At 66.1% G+C, this 18,766-nt stretch carries 18 protein-coding genes and 1 pseudogene; 7 read left to right on the forward strand and 12 right to left on the reverse strand.

All coding sequences use genetic code 11. The annotated features are described in order from the left end of the window. Positions 1-18 precede the first annotated feature (18 nt). Positions 19-747, forward strand: coding sequence for a hypothetical protein (locus HNP48_RS23275; RefSeq protein WP_184861569.1), 729 nt, complete (start codon positions 19-21; stop codon positions 745-747). Then, entirely contained in the window at positions 744-1,226 is a 483-nt protein-coding gene (locus HNP48_RS23280) for a hypothetical protein (RefSeq protein ID WP_184861571.1), read from the forward strand. The genes HNP48_RS23275 and HNP48_RS23280 overlap by 4 nt, the downstream gene beginning before the upstream one ends. Before the next feature lie 280 nt (positions 1,227-1,506). On the opposite strand, the pseudogene HNP48_RS23285 reads toward HNP48_RS23280, so the two are convergent. The 6 genes and pseudogenes from HNP48_RS23285 to HNP48_RS23310 all read right to left on the reverse strand — a co-directional run. Further along, positions 1,507-1,764: pseudogene (locus HNP48_RS23285) on the reverse strand (IS21 family transposase); the annotation flags it as partial. Between the two features lie 136 nt (positions 1,765-1,900). Then, positions 1,901-2,263, reverse strand: coding sequence for a hypothetical protein (locus HNP48_RS23290; protein ID WP_184861572.1), 363 nt, complete (start codon positions 2,261-2,263; stop codon positions 1,901-1,903). A 65-nt stretch (positions 2,264-2,328) separates the two neighbouring features. Beyond that, on the reverse strand, positions 2,329-2,619 hold the full coding sequence (locus tag HNP48_RS23295) for a hypothetical protein (RefSeq protein ID WP_184861574.1): 291 nt from the start codon (positions 2,617-2,619) through the stop codon (positions 2,329-2,331). Between the two features lie 89 nt (positions 2,620-2,708). Next, entirely contained in the window at positions 2,709-2,969 is a 261-nt protein-coding gene (locus HNP48_RS23300) for a hypothetical protein (protein WP_184861576.1), read from the reverse strand. Between the two features lie 177 nt (positions 2,970-3,146). Further along, entirely contained in the window at positions 3,147-3,548 is a 402-nt protein-coding gene (locus tag HNP48_RS23305) for a hypothetical protein (protein ID WP_184861578.1), read from the reverse strand. 214 nt (positions 3,549-3,762) lie between these two features. Then, complete coding sequence (locus tag HNP48_RS23310) at positions 3,763-4,650, reverse strand: LysR substrate-binding domain-containing protein (protein WP_184861580.1); 888 nt, start codon at positions 4,648-4,650, stop codon at positions 3,763-3,765. A 113-nt stretch (positions 4,651-4,763) separates the two neighbouring features. On the opposite strand from HNP48_RS23310, the gene HNP48_RS23315 reads away from it, so the two are divergent. Further along, the gene (locus HNP48_RS23315; RefSeq protein ID WP_184861582.1) at positions 4,764-6,179 is read left to right on the forward strand and encodes an amidase family protein; all 1,416 of its coding nucleotides are present in this window, start codon (positions 4,764-4,766) and stop codon (positions 6,177-6,179) included. A 42-nt stretch (positions 6,180-6,221) separates the two neighbouring features. Next, on the forward strand, positions 6,222-7,232 hold the full coding sequence (locus HNP48_RS23320) for a tripartite tricarboxylate transporter substrate-binding protein (RefSeq protein WP_184861584.1): 1,011 nt from the start codon (positions 6,222-6,224) through the stop codon (positions 7,230-7,232). Positions 7,233-7,250: 18 nt separating this feature from the next. Here HNP48_RS23320 and HNP48_RS23325 read toward each other — a convergent pair whose 3' ends face one another. Continuing rightward, a complete protein-coding gene (locus HNP48_RS23325) occupies positions 7,251-7,607 on the reverse strand; it encodes a hypothetical protein (RefSeq protein WP_184861586.1) in 357 nt (118 codons plus the stop codon). Positions 7,608-7,776: 169 nt separating this feature from the next. Further along, complete coding sequence (locus HNP48_RS23330) at positions 7,777-9,930, reverse strand: bifunctional diguanylate cyclase/phosphodiesterase (protein WP_184861588.1); 2,154 nt, start codon at positions 9,928-9,930, stop codon at positions 7,777-7,779. 566 nt (positions 9,931-10,496) lie between these two features. Between HNP48_RS23330 and fumC the strand changes: the two genes are divergently transcribed. Both fumC and HNP48_RS23340 read left to right on the forward strand, forming a co-directional pair. Continuing rightward, positions 10,497-11,882, forward strand: coding sequence for a class II fumarate hydratase (gene fumC, locus HNP48_RS23335; RefSeq protein WP_184861590.1), 1,386 nt, complete (start codon positions 10,497-10,499; stop codon positions 11,880-11,882). A gap of 368 nt (positions 11,883-12,250) precedes the next feature. Beyond that, positions 12,251-14,308, forward strand: a complete 2,058-nt coding sequence (locus HNP48_RS23340) for a TonB-dependent siderophore receptor (protein WP_184861592.1) — start codon at positions 12,251-12,253, stop codon at positions 14,306-14,308. Positions 14,309-14,559: 251 nt separating this feature from the next. On the opposite strand, the gene HNP48_RS23345 is transcribed toward HNP48_RS23340, so the two are convergent. Further along, positions 14,560-15,666, reverse strand: a complete 1,107-nt coding sequence (locus HNP48_RS23345; RefSeq protein ID WP_184861594.1) for an NAD(P)-dependent oxidoreductase — start codon at positions 15,664-15,666, stop codon at positions 14,560-14,562. On the opposite strand from HNP48_RS23345, the gene HNP48_RS23350 reads away from it, so the two are divergent. After that, positions 15,554-16,363 (forward strand): AraC family transcriptional regulator, encoded by an 810-nt coding sequence (locus HNP48_RS23350; RefSeq protein ID WP_184861596.1) that lies wholly within the window; start codon positions 15,554-15,556, stop codon positions 16,361-16,363. The two genes, HNP48_RS23345 and HNP48_RS23350, sit on opposite strands and share 113 nt — an antisense overlap. Here HNP48_RS23350 and HNP48_RS23355 read toward each other — a convergent pair. Genes HNP48_RS23355 through HNP48_RS23365 form a run of 3 tightly spaced genes read right to left on the reverse strand, consistent with a single transcriptional unit; the run spans position 16,360 to position 18,761 of the window. Next, positions 16,360-17,247 carry an SMP-30/gluconolactonase/LRE family protein gene (locus tag HNP48_RS23355; RefSeq protein ID WP_184861598.1) on the reverse strand — a complete coding sequence of 296 codons (888 nt, stop codon included), beginning with the start codon at positions 17,245-17,247 and terminating at the stop codon, positions 16,360-16,362. The genes HNP48_RS23350 and HNP48_RS23355 overlap by 4 nt on opposite strands. After that, positions 17,225-18,037: an NAD(P)-dependent oxidoreductase gene (locus tag HNP48_RS23360; protein ID WP_184861600.1), complete on the reverse strand. Its 813-nt coding sequence runs from the start codon at positions 18,035-18,037 to the stop codon at positions 17,225-17,227. Before HNP48_RS23360 ends, HNP48_RS23355 begins: the two co-directional genes overlap by 23 nt. Continuing rightward, on the reverse strand, positions 18,030-18,761 hold the full coding sequence (locus HNP48_RS23365; RefSeq protein WP_409362580.1) for a ribonuclease activity regulator RraA: 732 nt from the start codon (positions 18,759-18,761) through the stop codon (positions 18,030-18,032). The genes HNP48_RS23360 and HNP48_RS23365 overlap by 8 nt, the downstream gene beginning before the upstream one ends. Between the last annotated feature and the right edge of the window lie 5 nt (positions 18,762-18,766).

Consider the following 18,766-nt stretch of genomic DNA (forward strand, 5'->3'; position numbering starts at 1 on the left):
GGTGAGACGGAGGGCAACATGGGTTGGCTTGAGTTCATTTCAAAAATTGTGGCGGCGATTGCTTGGCCTGCAGCCGTCGTGATCCTGGGCGTCTTGTTCAAAGGCAAGCTTGAACAGCTGCTTGGTAAAGTCAGACGTGCAAAAGGTGCTGGCTTCGAGTTCGATTTCATCAGCGTGGAGGAAAAAGCTGAAGCAGCCAAACAAAGTCTCAAAGAGGAGCTGAGCGAGCCCCCTCCACCGCGCGAGCAGCCATCCACGCATGTACCTGCCTCTGAATCGGAAAACACAGCAGCACCAGTCCCGGAGCGTCCGAAATTTTCGATGGTCGAGAATGACGGGAGCGAAGAGCTTGAACACCTCAGGCCCAGAGACTTGAACCCAAGTGCGTTGATTCTTTCAGCTTGGTCTGACATCGAAGTTCAGCTTCTCGAGTTCATCAACGAACGCGCCATCTTCGTGTCCACATCTCATACGCGCAGCCCCGCTGGATGGCTTCAGGCCATTCAACAAGAAGGCGCCTTGCCGAAAAACCTGATTAATAGCATCAGGGAGCTACAGCAGTTGCGGAATCGAGTTGCACATGCAGACTCCTGGATGCCAGACAGGGATGATGCGAATCGGTACTTCAACGCTGCCAGGTCTGTGATTTTCTCAATCAGGGAAGTGCAGAAGCGCGGTGGGAACGTGGTTTTCCGCGACAACGAGGTGGATCACTTTCGGCCGAAAGATAAAGGGGAGGGGTCATGAAGATTCACTTGCAAGGCGTCGCCGTGGCGCTCTCTCTCGCGGTTGGGTCGTCGGTGATGGCACAGAGTGATCTACCAACGGACGCGGACCTGAAGTCGTCCTATTGCATGGGTGTGCTTGAAAGCAAGATCGCAGGCATGGACGAGGTTTACAAGACGAACCCGAGCCTCAAACAGCACGAGGACTTCATCTTGCAGGGGCCGCGCAACGACTTGCATAGGCTCCGCAGCTACATGGCACCTCGCGCCAAGAAACTCGACATTGACGCGCTCGTCGCAGCCAAGAATCGTGGAGTCATCGATTTCAGGACCGCAAGGCAACACGGGCAGGCATGCTTGGCTCAATGCCCTATGGAGCAGGTGACCAACGAAAAGGGTAGCTACGACAAGTGGAACAAGTGTTTCAGTGCTTGTACAGCTCTGGAACCGGCCTATGCGCGCGAAGACTCTTGCAAAAACATCAACTGGCTTCCGTTCTGATTGAGTTACGCTTCCCTGCGCTCGTCATCTCCTACGTTTACCGCTGGCTTGTCGAACATTGCGTCCGCGACTTTGTGATTTCTCAAAGCGTCATCCCACACAACAGCGCCAGGATCCACCGCGCATTGCAACCGCTCGCGTAGAGCAGCATAGTCGTATGTTGGATTCCACTGAGATCTGACCCGCGTTTTCCATCGAATACTGACCCACTCTGTTGTCTGAACTGAGAGGTCTACGATGTGGATAAGTGCTGAGTTTTCTCCTTTTTAGGCTGGGGTGTGTGGAGCTGCCGCAAAGTGCGCCGCTGTTTGCGCGACTTTCTTGCCTCCAGGGCTAGCCAGGTAGAAAGCTTCTCTGCGAATGGATCGAGCTTGCTGGAGCTCGCGCGCTTGGCATAGCTGGGTTGCTCATCACCCGAGCGCAGATACTTCTTCACGGTGTTGCGAGCCAGGCCTGTGCGCCTTGAAATCTCGCGGATGGACAGCTGCTCGCGCAGGGCCCATCGCCTGATGACACTGAGTGTCGCCACGTCTATCACTCCTGAAATCTCCTGCTCCTAAAAGCAGCAGGATAGGGTTAGTACGTGGGTCAGCTTCAAATGGAAATCACTGCTTCAACTGGGTCAATATTCAGTGGAATTCAACACCGGGGGGCCATGAGCGAATGCGACTGAGCTACGCCTGCGAGGTATTTAACGAACTGGTGCGCGAGTTCCGCTGGACGGTGTCAGCGAAGCCGATGAAGAACACGAACTGAGCGATCTTCTGCACCTGCTCAATGCGGAAGGAGTCGTCGAACTTGTCCACGAAGTGCTGCGCGAACGTCTTCGCGCTTGTTGGCGAAGATCTGGGCCACGCGCAGTAGTCTGCTGGCGTGGCGTTTGGGCTCGAACGGGATGTGGTGGCCGTGTAGCCTTCTTTGACCAAGGCGCGGACTGAAGAGATGGCCGTGTAGGCGTGGCGGTGGTGGTCCTTGGGCAGGCCTGGGCCAATTTGATGTGCGCCATTGCCGTTGTTGCCGCAGCCAGAAGCCTCCATAGCCGCAGAAAGTGTCGATCAGGGATAGGCTCGGGTACACGCCGGCGACCCTGACTTTGTGCTTGTCATGGTGCCTTTTGTGGCATTGGGAGGCTCTTCTGGGCGTCTTCGGCCTGGACAACTTGATGGGACGCGGGAGTTTGGCTGCGAGCGCGCGTGTTGTGCGAGTCGTAGATGTACGCTGCAATTCCAAGGGCAGAGCCGAAGGCTGTAACCACGAGCGCAATGCTGCGGATCATTGCCGGGCGTTGCTGTACACGGTGAGCTTCCAAGAGGATTTCAGCCGGCACGCCCGCATCCACGAAGGGCCGTAGAGGCGAGGGCGGATACGTTTTCGCGGTAGTCTTGGTGGTCATGGATGCGCTCCTTGCCCGAAATTCTATGGATGCGAAATCGTCAATGCTGTAGCGCGACGCACAAGTTACATAGTGACGCGGCTTCCGGGCTATGGGTTGCCGTTCAATCTCTGCAAGATGTACATGACGACACCCCCAGCCAGCAGCGTGATCGGGCCCTGCAGGGAGCGCGCTGCCTCTTTTATTGATTCACCAAAGTAGATGAGACTGATCCAGAAGGGAAATGCTTTGACCATCACAAGTGCGTCAATGATCTTGTCGATTACCGTTCGTTGCTCTGGGCGAGCCCGCGGGCTCACATTACGCGACTTGCGTGTTCGGACCGAATTGCGAGGGGGTTTTTTTGCCATGGATGACTCCTTGGCGTAATTTTATTTCACCTTGGTGGGAGATCCCGATCGTAGCTGCGTTTCGGAGGGGAGAACACTCATTATTGGTGAGACGTGCTTTCCCTATTGTCTTCAGAGGGGTTAGTCATTAGGCGTTGTCGGGAAAGATCACTTTGAAATCGATTTCAATTTCCTGGGCTACCAGATGAAAAGGTCTGGAGCGGCCATCGGAGGCATGGATTCCGCTGCTTCCCTTTGCTTTGCCGTTCTGGCCTGTAGCTTCGGCTTGGGGGTGATGGGAGTAGCTGTCACCCAGTCGCAGACCTTCTTCATTTGGCCTTGCTGGTATTTCTGCTTTGAATAGTCGGGGACAAACACATCCACAGTATCTACGCGGTAGCCCTGTCCATCCTTTAATGCCAGGTAGTCAAAAGTGCTTTCCGGGGGAATGCGCCAATCCTTAGATTTGCCACCTGCGAATAGCGTGTAGTAAACGGTTCTTACTGTCTTGCGCGTAACGATGATGTCTAAAGTTCTTGGCGTTTCATTTCTCCCGGAGCGGGATTTTTTGTCGCTCCAGGTATTTACGGGAAAAGTCAAATCACACCCTGATAACAGGGGAAATCCGTCATTTTTCCTCAGCTTTGGTCTGCAGTGATTCGCATTGCTCGCGGAATAAGTCTCTCGCTCCTTCGCCAGACTCCAGCAAGGTTCCTGCGAAAACGAAAGCGCAATACAGATAAATTTATTTCATAAGCCTCCCACCCGGGGCTTACACCGTGCTGGCGCTCCGGCAAGCCCCCTGGAGCCCGGCCTACCGGCAATACCGCTGGAACAGCGTGGCCAGCCTGCCGGCTGCCAGCGACAAGGGCGATGCCCGCAGTTTCAGGATGCCCAGCGTGAGCGCCGGCAGCTCCATGCGCAGGGGCACGCGCACGATCTGGCGGCAGTAGGGCTCGATGGACAGGAACCGCTCGGGCAGCATCAGCAGCAGGTCGCTGCGCGTCATCAGGCTCCAGGACACGCCGAAGGTGTTGGCCTCGATCAGCCGCTGCGGCACGGGCAGGCCCTGGCGCACAAAGCGCTCGAACAGCACCGTGTGGTGGCTGCCCGGCGCCCGGTGCACCAGCCATTCGGCGTCGACCAGTGCTTCCCAGGTGGTGGCGCCGGCCAGGGGATGGCCGGGGCGGCAGGCCACCATCATCGGGATGGGGGCGATGGGTTCCAGTTCCAGATCGGAGTCCAGGGAGCCTTCGACGGCGGCGGCCACGGCGAAGTCCACGAAACCCTCTCGCAGCTGCGGCAGGGCCAGGGGCATCAGGCCCTCGAACAGCCGCACCTGGGCCTGGGGCATCGCACGCTGGAACTCGCGCAGCACCTCGGGCAGCGCGCCCATGAACACCACGGGCGTGACGGACACCGCCACCGAGGCCTGCTGGCCGCCCTGCAGCTGGCGGATGTCCTGGCGCGCCATGGCCAGCTGCGCCTGCACCAGGCGCGCACGGATGGTCAATTGACGCCCGCATTCGGTCAGTTCCACACCGCGCGAACTGCGGTGCACCAGCGGCGCGTCGACCTCGGCCTCCAGCTCGCGGATGGCCTTGGTCACGGCGGGCTGGCTCACGCCGAGTGCGCGCGCCGCAGCGCGGATGCTGCCGGCATCGACCACCTGCAGCAGGGCCTTGAGCTGGTAATCCTTCATCCTGAGTGACAACCTGTGGTTATTGCCGACGTGTTCAAGGCATCTTACGCGAGAGCCTGGGCCCCCGTACGCTGCGTCCATTGCTCCGATACCTGACCCTAAGGACCTTTTCCATGTACGACACCTCCCAGGAACTCTGGCGCCTTGGCGCCGCGGAAACCGCCACGGCCATCCGGCGCAAGGAGCTGTCATGCCGCGAGGTGACCACCAGCGTGCTGGCGCGCATCCAGGCCGCCAACCCCGAGGTCAACGCCCTCACCGAGGTGCTGGACCAGGCTGCGCTGGCCGCAGCCGATGCCGCCGACCGCCAGGTGGCCGCGGGTGGGCCGCTGGGTGTGCTGCACGGCGTGCCGGTCACGACCAAGGTCAATGTGGACCAGGCGGGGCTGGCCACGACGAATGGCTCCGTGGCCCAGCGCGGGCTCATCGCGCAGGAGGATGCGCCGGTGGTGGCCAACCTGCGCCGTGCGGGTGCCATCCTGGTAGGTCGCACGAACACGGCCACGTATTCGGTGCGCTGGTTCACCGACAACGCGGTGCATGGCCGCACCCTCAACCCCTGGGACGCGGGCACCACACCCGGGGGCTCCAGCGGTGGGGCGGCGGCCGCCGTGGCCAGCGGCATGGGCGCCATCGCCCATGGCAATGACATGGGCGGATCGATCCGCTACCCTGCCTATTGCTGCGGCGTGGCCGGCCTGCGCCCCACCGTGGGCCGCATCCCGGCCTACAACGCGAGTGCGGCGGCAGAGCGCGGCATCACCGCGCAGCTGATGTCGGCCCAGGGGCCGCTGGCGCGCTCGGTGGCCGACCTGCGGCTGGCGATGCAGGCCATGGCGGTGTTCGACGCGCGCGACCCGAACTGCGTGCCCTGGCCATCGGCCGTGGAGCCTGCTGCCCAGCAAGGCCTGCGCGTGGCGCTGTGCCGCTCCTACCCGGGTATCGCCGCCCACCCCGCCGTGGTGCAGGCGCTCGACGATGCCGCGCACTGGCTGGCCGATGCGGGCTATGTGGTCGAAGAGGTTCAGCCACCCGCGATGCGGGAGGCGGCCGAGCTCTGGCGCGTTCTCGGTGTCGAGGACGGCCGCCGCGGCATCAGTGCCGCCATCCGCGACCATGGGGACGAGGCCATGCGCGCGAGCCAGGGCTACATGGAGCAGGGCATTGCCGAGGGCGGGCGCGATGCCTTCCAGGACGCCCTGGCCCAGCGCGCCGGGCTGGCGCGGCAGTGGTCGGTGTTCCTCGATCGGTTTGCGCTGTTGCTCATGCCCGTGTCCTGGCAACCCCCCGCGCCGCAGGACGAGGACACGCAGTCCTGGCCCCGCTTTCGCGCGCTGCTCGATGCACAAAGCCCGCTTCTGGCCACGGCCTGCCTGGGCCTGCCGGGCATGGCCGTGCCCACCGGCATGCATGGCTCGGTGCCCATGGGCGTGCAACTGGTGGCGGGCCGTTTTCGCGAAGACCTGCTGCTCGACGCGGCCCAGGCGATCGAAGAGCGCGCCGGATTCGTTGCGCTGCTGAACTGTTGATTTCCGTGCGTCTGTCCTGTCCCAACCCCTGCGAGGTACCCCATGTCCGATGACGATCTCTCCCTTTCCCCCGCCTTTGCCGTGCAGCGGCGCAAGCTGGCTCTGCTGGGCGGTATGCTGGCGGCGGCCGGCCTGCCGATGGGCGCTGGCGCGCAGTCCAGGGACTACGCCACCATGCTGATGCCGTTTCCGCCGGGCGGCGCGGGCGACTTTCTGGCGCGGGTGCTGGCCGACAAGCTCAAGGCCGAGCTGGGCCGCAATGTCGTCGTGGACAACCGGCCCGGCGGCGCCACCCGCATCGCGGGCGAGGCACTGCGCAATGCCCCGGCCGATGGCGGCACGGTGCTGCTCTCGCCCGTGGACCCGATGTTCATCGGCCCGGCGATCTACTCCGGCATGCGCTACGACCCGATGAAGGACTTTCGCCCCATCACCGACGTCGCCACGCTGCAGTTCGGCATTGCCGTGGGTGCCAACTCGCCCCACAAGACGCTGGCGCAGTACCTGCAGGCCGCGCGCACCCAGCCCGCGCAGGCCGATATCGGCATCTCGCTGATCGGTTCGCTGCTGCACTTTCTGGCCATGGACTTCATCGCCCAGTCCGCCACCAAGGGGCAGATCGTGCCCTACAAGGGCGGCACGCCCATGCTCAACGACCTGCTGGCCGGGCAGATCCCCGCCGGCATGGACGCCACCACCACCTTCATGGAGTTCCACCGGGCCGGCAAGATCCGCGTGCTGGCGGTGTCGGGCAGCCGCCGCGCGGCCAGCCTTCCCGACGTGCCCACGTTCGCGGAGTCGGGCTTTCCCGATCTGGTGGCCACCTCGGGCTATGTGGTCTATGCACGCGCCGACACCCCGCCCGCCGCCATTGCCCAATGGAACCAGGCGCTGCGCAAGGTGCTGGCCCAGGACGAGGTGCGCAGCAAGCTGCTGCACACGGGCTACGACGCGGTGCCCGGGTCCGAGCCCGCCGAGGTGGCCGCCGCCACCGAGCGCGCCGCGGCGCGCTGGCTGCCGGTCATCAGGAAGTCGGGGTTCAAGGGGGATTGAGGGCGATTGAAGGCCGGCTCAGGCGGGTTCGTCTTCAGCTCCGGGCTCATCGCTCTCTTCTTCAGGATACAGGTCCGCATCCACGTCCACCGCGGGTTCGGCTGCCAGATCGCCGTCGGCATCGTCGTCGGGCGAGAAGGCCTCCATGTGGTCGGGCAGGATGTCGCGCGCCTCGCGGTGCAGCCCGGGTTCCACGCTGGCGCGTTCGCCGGTGCCATGGCGGTCGGTGTCCATCTCGGGGTCGGCGCTGTACACGCCCGCGCTGTCGCTGCCCGAGTCGGAGGCATCGCTGGGGCCCATGCTGTCGTTGCCGGTGGCGCTGTGCAGGGGCGGAAGGTTGTCGGCGTCGATACCGAGCAGGCTGCTGGTGGCCATGGAAGTCTCCGTTCTGGCGGGGTGCGCACCGGTCAACGTGAGTCGGCACGTCAATGGCGGTGCGGCCACTGTGGTGCCATGGTGCGCGCGTTGGGCCCTGCGCGCTGTAAGAACATGCCGATGATTGCTACGGATGGTCACAGGGGCCGGGCATGGGCCCCCACAGGGTTTACAAACTCCCGATGACGGAGGGCGTGAAGTCCACGGCGCCCTCCGGCTTTTCGCCCTGCGACCAGGCAAACAGCGAATCCGCCGGCATGGGGCGGGCGAAGTAGAAGCCCTGCAGCTCGTCGCATTCCATGGCCAGCAGGATGTCGCGCTGGCCCTCGGTCTCCACGCCCTCGGCCACCACGCGCAGGCCCAGCGCGTGCGCCAGGCTCACCACGGCGCTGACCACGGCGCGCGCGTCCTCGCTGCTCTCCAGGTCGTTGACGAAGCTGCGGTCGATCTTGAGCTGCTGGGCGGGCAACTGGCGCAGGTAGTTGAGGCTCGAATAGCCGGTGCCGAAGTCGTCGATGGACAGGAACACGCCGATGCGCGCCAGCCCGTCGAAGGTGCGCTGCGTGGCCTTGATGTCCTCCATGGCCACCGATTCGGTGATCTCGCACAGCAGCTGCGAGGCATCCAGGCCATGGAACTGCAGCGCATGCCCGATGCGGTCGGCCAGGCCACTTTCGCGCAGCTGGTGCACCGACAGGTTGATCGCCACGCGCATGCGCATGCCGTTGCGGGCCCACTCGGCGGTCTGGCGGCAGGCCTCGTCGATGACCCAGTTGCCCAGCTTGTTGATCAGGCCGAAACGCTCGGCCAGCGCGATGAACACCATGGGGCTGACCATGCCGTGCTTGGGGTGGTTCCAGCGCAGCAGGGCTTCCACGCCGCTGATCTGGCCGCGCGTGCCGTCGATCTTGGGCTGGTAGTGCAGCGCCAGCTCGCCCCGGTCGATGGCCTGGCGCAGGTCGTTCTGCAGTTCCAGCTGTTCGGAGGCGTCCGAGCCCATGTGCGGCTCGAACAGCGCGTAGCAGCCGCCCCCCGCGCGCTTGGCGGCGTACATGGCGGCATCGGCATTGGCCACCAGCTTGGTGCGCTCGCCATGGTCGGGGTGCACCACGATGCCGATGGAGCAGGCGATCTGCACCTTCTTGCCCGATACCTCGAAGGGCCGCGACAGCGACTCCAGCACCCGGTTGGCCATGGTGACACAGTCGGCGACGTCGCTCACGTCCTCCAGCAGGATCAGGAACTCGTCACCCCCCACGCGCGCCACGGTGTCGCACTCGCGCGCCTCCTTGCGCAGCCGGTCCGCGGCACCGCGCAGGATCACGTCGCCCGCCGCATGGCCGAAGGAGTCGTTGATGGGCTTGAAGCCATCCAGGTCCACGAACAAAACGGCCAGCCGGTCTTCCACGCGCAGGTGGTTGGTGCGGTCCAGGCGCAGCAGGGCGTGGATGAGCCGGTCTTCGAACAGCAGGCGGTTGGGCAGGCCGGTCAGGGCGTCGGCAAAGGCGCGCTTTTGCAGTTCGTCGTTGGCGGCCTGCAGGCGCGCATTGCTCTCCTGCAGCGAGCGCGTGAGGTGCTCGGCCGTGGTCTGCAGCCGTGCATCCAGGATGGAGGTGAACAGCGTGCTCACCAGCAGCATGCCGGTGGCCATGAGCACCATGGCCGTGAGGCCCGGGCCGCCCAGCTCGCCAGCGCTCAGGCAGACCGAGCCCACGGCGAAGCGCGCCGCCGCCATGCCGGTGTAGTGCATGCCGCAGATGGCGACGGCCATCACGAAGGAGGCGGCCAGCTGGTAGGGCAGGCGCTGGCCGGGCCGCACGCGGCGCAGCAGCTTGAAGATGAGCAGGGCCGAAGCCGAAGCCAGCACCGCGATCGCCACCGACAGCACCACCACCCGGTGGTCCCAGACGATGCCGGGGTTCATGTCCATGGCGGCCATGCCGATGTAGTGCATGCCGCTGATGCCGGCGCCCATCACCAGCGCACCCAGCCCCAGTTGGATGGTGCCGAACTGCTCGCGGCTGGCCAGCTCCAGCGCCATGGCCGATGCGGCGACGGCCGCCAGCCAGGACAGCAAGGTGGCGCCGCCGGAGAACCCGATCTCGATGGGCAGCTTGAAGGCCTGCATGCCCAGGAAGTGCATGGACCAGATGCCTGTGCCCATGACGAGAGAACCCGCTGCCCACCAGGCCAGGCCCACGCGGCGCTGTGCCGTGCGCACCCGCCGGGCCAGGTCCAGCGTGACATACGAGGCCAGCATGGCCATGGCAAAGGACGCTGCCACCACGAACAGGTTGTAGCTGAAGGGCATGAACGCGTTCATGGGATAGAAGGACAAGGATGGCGGTTTCGGTAGGCAGGTTGCGCCTGCGCAGGCGTGCCGTCAAGAGGGGCATGCTGCAGCAAGCGGCGGGCCGGTTCACAGTGCTTTCCGCCGGCGTGCGCAGTGCAGCCGCAACGCCTGGCCGTTGCACAGGCACGGCTGGGGGCGGGGCATGAACCAACGCAGTGGGGTGGGGGGCGACAGACCGCCTGACCAGCGGCGGCTTGCCCGGAAAAAAGGCCGTGAAAAGGCTTTTCAGGCCAAAGTGTACCAATTTGTAGCTTTTTTTGCTGGAGTGCTGGCTCTAGGACGCCTTTACCGGAACACTTCGGCAGACGGGGCGTGCCAAGGCATTTCCAGGCGGTCTGGCGCCTTTGCCCCTGGTCCTGGCTGCGCCTTGGGGCGTGGTAAATGAGAATTGTTTGTTTTTGCCTTATGCTCCCGGGCGCGCCGGTTCACCCCGGCCAGCCTTTGTCTTCTGTGGGTTCCGGGCCCTGGTCCCGGGCTCGCTGCGGTGACCGCCGCGCCACCGCTTCACCGTTGTTTACCCTGGAGTACCGTTTCCCATGACCTCCCGTACCGAACGCGACACCTTTGGCCCCATCGAGGTGCCGGCCGACAAGCTGTGGGGCGCGCAGACGCAGCGCTCACTGCAGAACTTCGACATCTCGGGCGAGCAGCAGCCGCGCGAAATCATCAAGGCGCTGGCCCAGGTCAAGCGCGCCTCGGCCGTGGTCAACCAGGCCTTGGGCCTGCAGGATGCGAAGAAGACCGAGGCCATCGTCGCCGCGGCCGATGAAGTCATCGCGGGCAAGCACCCGGGCGAGTTTCCGCTGGTGGTGTGGCAGACCGGCTCGGGCACGCAGACCAACATGAACGTCAACGAGGTGCTGGCCAACCGCGCCAGCGAGATCCTGGGCGGCGAGCGCGGCGAGGGCCGCCTGGTGCACCCCAACGACGACGTGAACCGCAGCCAATCGAGCAACGACGTGTTCCCCACCGCCATGCACGTGGCGGCCGTGGAGGCGCTCACGCACAAGCTGCTGCCCGCCATCGCCAAGCTGCGCGCCACGCTGGACAAGAAAGCGAAAGATTTCGACGGCATCGTCAAGATCGGCCGCACCCACTTGCAGGACGCCACGCCGCTCACGCTGGGCCAGGAGTTCTCGGGCTATGTGGCCCAGCTCGACCATGGCGAGCGCCATGTGCGCGCCGCGCTGCCCCACCTGTATGAGCTGGCCCTGGGCGGCACGGCCGTGGGCACGGGCCTGAACGCGCCCAAGGGCTATGCCGAGCAGTCGGCCGCCGAACTGGCGCGCCTCACAGGCCTGCCCTTCGTCACCGCGCCCAACAAGTTCGAGGCCCTGGCTTCGGTGGATGCTCTGGTGCATGCCCATGGGGCCCTCAAGACCCTGGCCGCCAGCATGATGAAGATCGCCAACGATGTGCGCTGGCTGGCCAGCGGCCCGCGCAGCGGCATCGGCGAGCTGAGCATTCCCGAGAACGAGCCTGGTTCGTCCATCATGCCCGGCAAGGTCAATCCCACGCAGAGCGAGGCCGTGACCATGCTGGCTGCCCAGGTGTTCGGCAACGACGTGGCCATCAACTTCGGCGGTGCTTCGGGCAACTTCGAGCTCAACGTGTTCCGCCCCATGGTGGCGCACAACTTCCTGCAGAGCGTGCGCCTGCTGGCCGACGGCATGGTGAGCTTCAACGACCAGTGTGCTGTGGGCATCGAGCCTAACCGCGAGCGCATCACCGAGCTGGTGGATCGCTCGCTGATGCTGGTGACCGCGCTCAACACCCACATCGGCTACGACAAGGCCGCCTATATCGCCAAGAAGGCGCACAAGGAAGGCACCAGCCTGCGCGAAGCCGCCGTGGCCTCGGGCCATGTCACGGGCGAGCAGTTCGACCAGTGGGTGGTGCCGGGCAACATGGTGGGCCGCTGAGCGCTTGCCTGCTGCCCGTCGCGGGTCCATGCACACGCCAGCGCGCCACGCGCGGCGTGACCGTGGCGCTGAACATACTCCCGGCGGTTGCAGCAGGCCATGGCGATAGCCATGTGAATACAACTGGTTTACATTCTCATCTGTTGCATTGCAAAACCTCTGTCATCCAACAGGGGTAGCGGCAACTGCACACCAACCCGATAGGGGCTTGGCGTGTCCGGCGGTGCGCCGGCTCTAGGTCTGGTCGTTTCGTGCCCAGGCTGCCCAGGACGCGTGGTCCTGGCTTATGGCGCACATGGCAAGCCGGCATGCGGGCCCCTCGGTTGCCCCTGTCTGTCTTCTACGACCAACCGTCCAAGAGCCTTGCCATGAAAACCTACCGACTCCTTCCCACCGCCTGTGCCGCGCTGGCCGCCTGCGGCCTGCTGGCCCCTCTCTCGGCCGCGCATGCGCAGGCCGCTGGCGGTGCCGCAGAGCGCCAGCTCGCCACCGTCAACGTCATCGGCTCGGTCGATGAGCTGCAGAGCCTCGACTTCTACGCCCCCAATTCCAGCGTGGTGCTGCGCCGCGCCGACATCGAAGCCCAGGGCGCGCGCAAGCTCGACCAGGCCCTGCAGTACCAGGCCGGCATCGTGAGCGAGCCCTTCGGCGCCGACAACAAGGTGGAGTGGTTCAAGATCCGCGGCTTCGAGGCCTCGACCTCCATCGACGGCACGCCCACCACCCCCAATGGCTTCTTCGTCTGGAAGCCCGAGGTCTTCGGCCTCGAAGCCGTGGAAGTGGTCAAGGGCGCCAATTCGCTGGTGTTCGGCGCTGCCGGCACCGGCGGCGTGGTGAACCTGGTGACCAAGCGGCCCAAGAAGGAGCAGGCCCTGTCGATGAATGCCGAAACCGGCAACCGCGGCAAGCTGGGCGTGGGCGTGGACTACAACGGCATCGCCAACAGCGATGGCTCGGTGTACTACCGCATCGTGGCGCAGGCGCGCAAGGAAGACGGCCAGCAGCGCCGCACCGAGATGGAGAGCTTCTACCTGGCGCCCAGCGCCACCGTGGAGTTCGGCAAGGCCACCACGCTGACCCTGCTGGGCAGTGTGCAGCGCGAAAGCGGCACGCCCACCAACGGCTTCATGCCCGGCTGGGGCTCGCTGATCAACACGCCCTACGGCCGCATCGACCGCCGCACCAACCTGGGCGAGCCCGATTTCGACCACCTCAAGCGCACCCAGGCCAGCCTGGGCTGGCTGCTGAGCCACCAGTTCTCGGACCAGTGGGCCTTCACGCAGAACTACAAGTACTCGCACCTGGACCTGGACCAGCAGAACGTGTTTGCCTGGTCGTCCGACAATGCCCGCATGGCCAAGCGCGGCTACAGCTTCACGCAGGGCGACACGCGCAGCCACTACCTGGACAACCGCGTCACCGGTACCCTGAAGTTCGGCAACGACATCAAGTTCACCCCCACTGTGGGCGTGGACTACCTGAAGTCAGACACCTCGGGCACCAACAACGGCTTCGGCTTCGTGCCCGACATGGACATGTTCGCCCCGGTCTATGGCGCGCCCATCAGCCTCTCGGGCACGCCCTATGCCGACCGCCTGCGCCAGTGGGGCGCCTACGCAGCGGGCCAGCTGCAGGTGGGCAGCCACTGGAACTTCAGCGCCGGCCTGCGCCATGACAATGCCAAGAACAGCGTGCCCGGCGGCTACGACGTGGACCACAACAGCGTGAACCTGGGCGCCATGTACATGAGCTCGGTCGGCGTGGCCCCGTACGTCAGCTACTCCGAATCGTTCAGGCCGGCCCTGGGCGTGGATGCCAACAAGAACCCCTACAAGCCCTTTGAAGGCCGGCAGGCCGAAGTCGGCGTGAAGCTGGAGCCGTCCTGGCTCAATGGCGGCACCATGACGCTGGCCTACTTCGAGTTGGAAGAGAAGAACGCCCTGGCTGCTGACGCGTCCAACGTCCAGCGCCAGATCGGCAAGCGCACCAACCACGGCGTGGAATGGCAGGGCGACTTCAAGATCGGGGCCGCCACGGCCATCAAGGCCTCGTACACCCACAACAACTCGCGCCAGGACCAGAGCGTGACGCAGTCCCTGCGCACGCCGCTGATTCCCAAGAACCAGGCCAGCCTGTGGGTCAGCCACCGCATGAGCGGCTTCGCCGGTGCCGACGGCGCCCTCACGGTGGCGGCCGGTGCGCGCTACAACGGCTCCACGGTCGACGAAGCCACCTACCCGGGCCGCACGGTGGCCTCGTACACGCTGCTGGACCTGATGGTGCGCTACGACATCAACCGCCAGTGGGCCCTGCAGCTCAATGCCCGCAACCTCACGGACAAGACCTACCTCAGCGGCTGCGACTTCTACTGCTACTACGGCGGCGGCCGCACGGTCGACCTGCAACTGCAGTACCAGTGGAAGTGATGTGAAGTGAACACCCCCTGAGTCGCTCCGCGCCTTCACCCCTCTCTCGACCCGCTGCGCGAGTCGGGAGGGGGACGCCCCCAGCGCGGCGGGGCGGCCCTTGCGCGGGGGCACTTGCCTGGGCCGCGCCAGTTTCATGCGTCGCGGGTGGCGCGCAGCGCAATGAATAACAGATACGGACTCTCCGTCAACCGTCGAAGGCGAAGCCGTATGAGTGGGCCGAGGGGCGGCCATGGCCTCCGTGCGCGGGTTCAGCCCCGCATCACCTTGACCACGGCGGCCGCTTCTTCGTCGGCGTAGCCGGCCTCCTCGGCCTGGCGGAACAGGGTTTCCGCCAGCTCCGGCACGGCGGCGTGGATGCCGCTGTCGCGCGCGTGCTGCGCAATGCGGCGCGTGGCGTCGATGGAGATGCGCAGCGGGCTTTGCGTGATGGCGAAGTCGCCGCTGTGGATCACCTGGCCCTCGTGCTGCAGAAACTCGCCGAACGAGGGCGCGATCTGGTGGATGATGCTGCCGTAGTGCGCAACGTTGAGGCCCTCGGTTTCGGCGATGCGGGCGCCGTGGAAGAAGCCCAGGGTGGCACCATACACGTAGGACAGGGTGGCGAAGTCCATGGCCGAGGCCAGGGACGCGCGTTCGCCCAGGTAGGCAATGCCGCCGCCGAACACCTGCAGCACGGCCAGCGCGCTGTCGTAGGCTTGCTGCGCGCCCGATACCAGCACCGGGGTCGTGGGGGCGCCCATCTGCTCGGGCGCGGCCTGGATGGCGCCGTCCAGGTACAGGGCGCCGTGGCCGCGTACCCAGGCGTCCATGTCCAGCGCTTCCTTGGGGCTGCCGGTGGTCAGGTGCACCACGGTGCGGCCCTTGAGCGCCGCCTCCACACCCGGTGACGAGAAGATGGCGTTGGCCACCTCGTAGTCCTTCACGCAGACCACCACCACCTCACTGGCGGCGATGGCCCGGGCCACGTCCTGGTGCAGGGTGGCGCCCTGGCCGACCACCTTGGCGGCTGCTGCGGGCGAACGGTTCCATACGCTCACCGCATGGCCTGCCTGCAGCAGCAGGGCGGCCAGCTTCTTGCCCATCATGCCCATTCCGATCACGGTCGTTGTCTTCTTCGCCATTGCAAAAGCCTTTCGTGCTGTAGCGCCAAACCGCGGGCAAAAAGTGCCCTCGCGGCGACAAGCCAATAATCTGGAAAATCGTGGTGCCGGTCGCGCACGAACGGCTGTTTGGAGAGCACGGATGGACGAATCAGCATTGTTGGCAGTGGTACCCGGCCGCGCGGGCCTGCAGGTGGACCTGGTGGAGACGCCGGGCGGCACCGTGGAGCTCAAGCCGCTGGCGGACCTGCGCATTCGCGTGCACTCGGGCGAGCCGGTGCAGGGCCTGTGCGGCACGCAGCGCTTTGTCTACAGGCGCGGCGACGTGGACATCGTGGCCGCCGGCCAGGCGGATATCTGGCATGAGGACGGGCCCGGCCGTTCGGTGGTGCTGCGCTTTGCGCCTGCGCTGCTCGAACGCACGGCGCAGGAGGCGGGCTTGCCCACCGGCCGCGCCGCCCTGGCGCCGCGCCACCAGTTGCAGGATGCGCACCTGGCCCATATCGCCTGGGCGCTGGATGCCGAGCGCCAGGCCGGTTTCCCCAACGGCCGGCTCTATGCCGAAAGCCTGGGCACGGCCCTGGCCGTGCACCTGCTGGGCCGCTACACGCTGGCGAAGAAGGCACTGCCCAGCCTGTCCGCAGCGCAACTGCGCCGGGTGGTGGACTACATCGAGAACCGGCTCGATGAAGACCTGTCGCTGCCCGTGCTGGCCGGTGTGGCGCACAGCAGCGTCTCGCACTTCAAGACGCTGTTCAAGCGCTCGCTGGGCGTGCCGGTGCACGCGTACGTGCTGCAGCGCCGGGTGGAGCGCGCCAGCGCGCTGCTGCGCCAGGGCCGGCTGCCGGCCAGTGAGGTGGCCCTGGCGGCCGGTTTTGCGCACCAGAGCCACATGGCGCGCACCATGCGGCGCGTGCTCGGGGTGGCGCCGAGCGCGCTGCGCGCGGCCTAACGGCGCACCTGCAACCGGAACAGCGCGCCGTCGAGCGCCGTGGGTTCCCAGCCGGGCCGCACCAGGCTCGTGACCCACAGGTCATTGGCCGTGCCGAAGGTGCACATGGTGGGTGCGCGGCAGGGCAGGGCGATGCGTGCCTGCCTGGTGCCGTCCGGCGCCAGGATGTTGAGGGCGCCGGCCGACACGCCGGCAGACCAGTAGCACCCTGCGCCATCGACCTGCGCGCCATCGGGCCGGCCCTCGGCCTCGCCCAGATCGGCAAAGGGGCGGGGTTCGCCCATCGTGCCCTCGGCCTCGTTCCATGCGGCCTGCCAGACCTGGCCGCGAAAACTGTCCGAGAAGTACAGCGTGCGCGCATCGGGGCTCCAGGCGATGCCGTTGGCCACGACCAGCCCGGTGTGCAGTTGGCGCACCGTGCCGCTGTCGCTCACACAGTACAGCGCACCACGGGCCTGCTTGTCCACCCGGTCATCCATGGAGCCCACGACGAACCATCGCCCGCTGGGTGAGCGCTTGCCATCGTTGAGCCGGTTGCCTGGCGGCTCATGCGCCGCCAGCAAGCACACCGTGCGCAGCAGGCCTGTGTGCAGGTCCAGATCCACGATGCGCTGCTGCAAGGCCAGACGCAGGCTGCCGTCATTCCAGACCGCCATCGCTCCCACCACCTCGGGCAGTTGCCAGCGGGTCAGTTGCCGGTGAACGGGATCGAGCCGCAGCACCTGCTGGCCGCGCACGTCGATCCAGTACAGCGCCTGCTCGCCCGCGTGCCATGCCGGGGATTCGCCCACGCGGTTGCCCACGGGCCAGACCTCGATGGGGCCGGTGCCCGGGTGCTCCAGCGTGTGCGGGGCGATGGGCTCAGAGGAATGGGGCGCGTGCATTGTCAAAGCCTGCCGCGGCAAAGCTGCCGCCCTGGAAATGCTCGGCCACGGGGTCGCCCGACTGCACGCCTTCGAGCGCGGCGGTGTGCGGATCGGCCGAATGCACGGGGCGGTAGCCCAGCGCCCGGGCGCGCCCGTCGTCCCACCACGAGCGGCTGTTGGCCGAGGCACCGTAGACGATCTCGTGCGTGTAGTCGGCCGTGAGGCCTACCTGCACCAGCTGCGCCAGGTCCTGCGGGTGGATCCAGTGGCTCAGGGCGCGCGCGTCGGCGGGTGCGGTGCTGCAGTGGCCGATGCGCAGGCCGAAGCCGCGCACCCCGTGCTTGATGGCGTACATGGCGGCCAGCGCCTCCATGAAGACCTTGCTGACGCCGTAGCGGCTGTCGGGCAGCGGTGGCGCCGTGCCATCGATGGTCTGGCTGCGCGGGTACAGGCCCACGGCATGGTTGGAGCTGGCATAGACGATGCGCTGCACGCCGGCCGCGTGGGCCGCCTCCCAGAGGTTGATCACGCCCACGACATTGGCAGGCAGCAGCGTGTCCCAGCCCGCCTCGCGCGGGTAGCCCGCGAAGTGCACGACGGCATCGCAGCCCTGCAGGGCCTGCGCCAGCGCCTCGCGGTCCGCCAGGTCCAAGGGGTGCACCGTCTCGCGTGGGTCTTCGGCCTGCAGCGGGGCCATGTCCAGCAGGCGCAGTTCGCTGCACCCGGGCAGCAGCCAGGGCCGCAGGGCGCGGCCGATGCGACCGGCGGCCCCGGTCAGGGCGATGGTGCGGGGTGGCGCATCAGTCATGGGCGAGGGGCCAGCGGTCGGCGTGCGCAGCCTTCCATGCTTCGTAGGCCTGGCGGCGCTCGGGGTCGATGAGCGGGTAGGTGCCGATCAGGCTGTCGCCGGCGCCAATGCGCTCCTCCACCCAGATCTCGTAGATGGTCTGCACATAGGCCTCGCGCGCCACGGCGTCCGCGATGCGGCGCGGGATGCACACCACGCCCTCGGCATCGCCCACCAGCACGTCGCCCGGGTAGACCGAGACACCGCCGCAGGCGATGGGCAGGCCGATGTCGATGGCGTGGTGGCGGATCAGGTTGGTGGGTGCCGAGGGGCGCTGGTGGAAGGCCGGGAAGGGCATGGCGGCGATTTCCGGCGAATCGCGAAAACCGCCATCGGTTACCACGCCGGCCACGCCGCGGCGCATCAGCCGGGTGACCAGGATGTTGCCCGAGGACGCGGCCGTGGCATCGCCGCGGCTGTCCATCACCAGCACATGGCCGGCGGGGCAGGTCTCCACCGCCACGCGTTGCGGGTGCGCCGGGTCGTCGAAGGCATCGAGGCCATCGAGGTCCTCGCGCGCCGGGATGTAGCGCAGCGTGAACGCCAGCCCCACCATGCGGGCCGTGGCCGGGTTCACGGGCCGCACCTCCTGCAGGAAGACATTGCGAAAGCCGCGCTTGAACAGCACGGTGGTCAGGGTGGCGGTGGATACCAGCTCCAGGCGGGGCAGGGTGTGGGTGTGCAGTGGTG

The organism is Acidovorax soli (assembly GCF_014207955.1).
Taxonomy (GTDB): domain Bacteria; phylum Pseudomonadota; class Gammaproteobacteria; order Burkholderiales; family Burkholderiaceae_C; genus Acidovorax; species Acidovorax soli_A.

Bases quoted from the DNA above. Each gene is read 5' to 3' on its own strand.
- HNP48_RS23320 (WP_184861584.1), top strand. From the start codon at position 6,222: ATGTCCGATGACGATCTCTCCCTTTCCCCCGCCTTTGCCGTGCAGCGG.
- HNP48_RS23345 (WP_184861594.1), bottom strand. From the start codon at position 15,666: ATGCGCAGGTCCGCCAGCGGCTTGAGCTCCACGGTGCCGCCCGGCGTC.
- HNP48_RS23340 (WP_184861592.1), top strand. From the start codon at position 12,251: ATGAAAACCTACCGACTCCTTCCCACCGCCTGTGCCGCGCTGGCCGCC.
- HNP48_RS23310 (WP_184861580.1), bottom strand. From the start codon at position 4,650: ATGAAGGATTACCAGCTCAAGGCCCTGCTGCAGGTGGTCGATGCCGGC.
- HNP48_RS23295 (WP_184861574.1), bottom strand. From the start codon at position 2,619: ATGACCACCAAGACTACCGCGAAAACGTATCCGCCCTCGCCTCTACGG.
- HNP48_RS23330 (WP_184861588.1), bottom strand. From the start codon at position 9,930: ATGAACGCGTTCATGCCCTTCAGCTACAACCTGTTCGTGGTGGCAGCG.
- HNP48_RS23350 (WP_184861596.1), top strand. From the start codon at position 15,554: ATGGACGAATCAGCATTGTTGGCAGTGGTACCCGGCCGCGCGGGCCTG.
- HNP48_RS23280 (WP_184861571.1), top strand. From the start codon at position 744: ATGAAGATTCACTTGCAAGGCGTCGCCGTGGCGCTCTCTCTCGCGGTT.
- HNP48_RS23300 (WP_184861576.1), bottom strand. From the start codon at position 2,969: ATGGCAAAAAAACCCCCTCGCAATTCGGTCCGAACACGCAAGTCGCGT.
- HNP48_RS23360 (WP_184861600.1), bottom strand. From the start codon at position 18,037: ATGACTGATGCGCCACCCCGCACCATCGCCCTGACCGGGGCCGCCGGT.
- HNP48_RS23275 (WP_184861569.1), top strand. From the start codon at position 19: ATGGGTTGGCTTGAGTTCATTTCAAAAATTGTGGCGGCGATTGCTTGG.
- HNP48_RS23355 (WP_184861598.1), bottom strand. From the start codon at position 17,247: ATGCACGCGCCCCATTCCTCTGAGCCCATCGCCCCGCACACGCTGGAG.
- HNP48_RS23290 (WP_184861572.1), bottom strand. From the start codon at position 2,263: ATGGAGGCTTCTGGCTGCGGCAACAACGGCAATGGCGCACATCAAATT.
- HNP48_RS23315 (WP_184861582.1), top strand. From the start codon at position 4,764: ATGTACGACACCTCCCAGGAACTCTGGCGCCTTGGCGCCGCGGAAACC.
- fumC (WP_184861590.1), top strand. From the start codon at position 10,497: ATGACCTCCCGTACCGAACGCGACACCTTTGGCCCCATCGAGGTGCCG.
- HNP48_RS23325 (WP_184861586.1), bottom strand. From the start codon at position 7,607: ATGGCCACCAGCAGCCTGCTCGGTATCGACGCCGACAACCTTCCGCCC.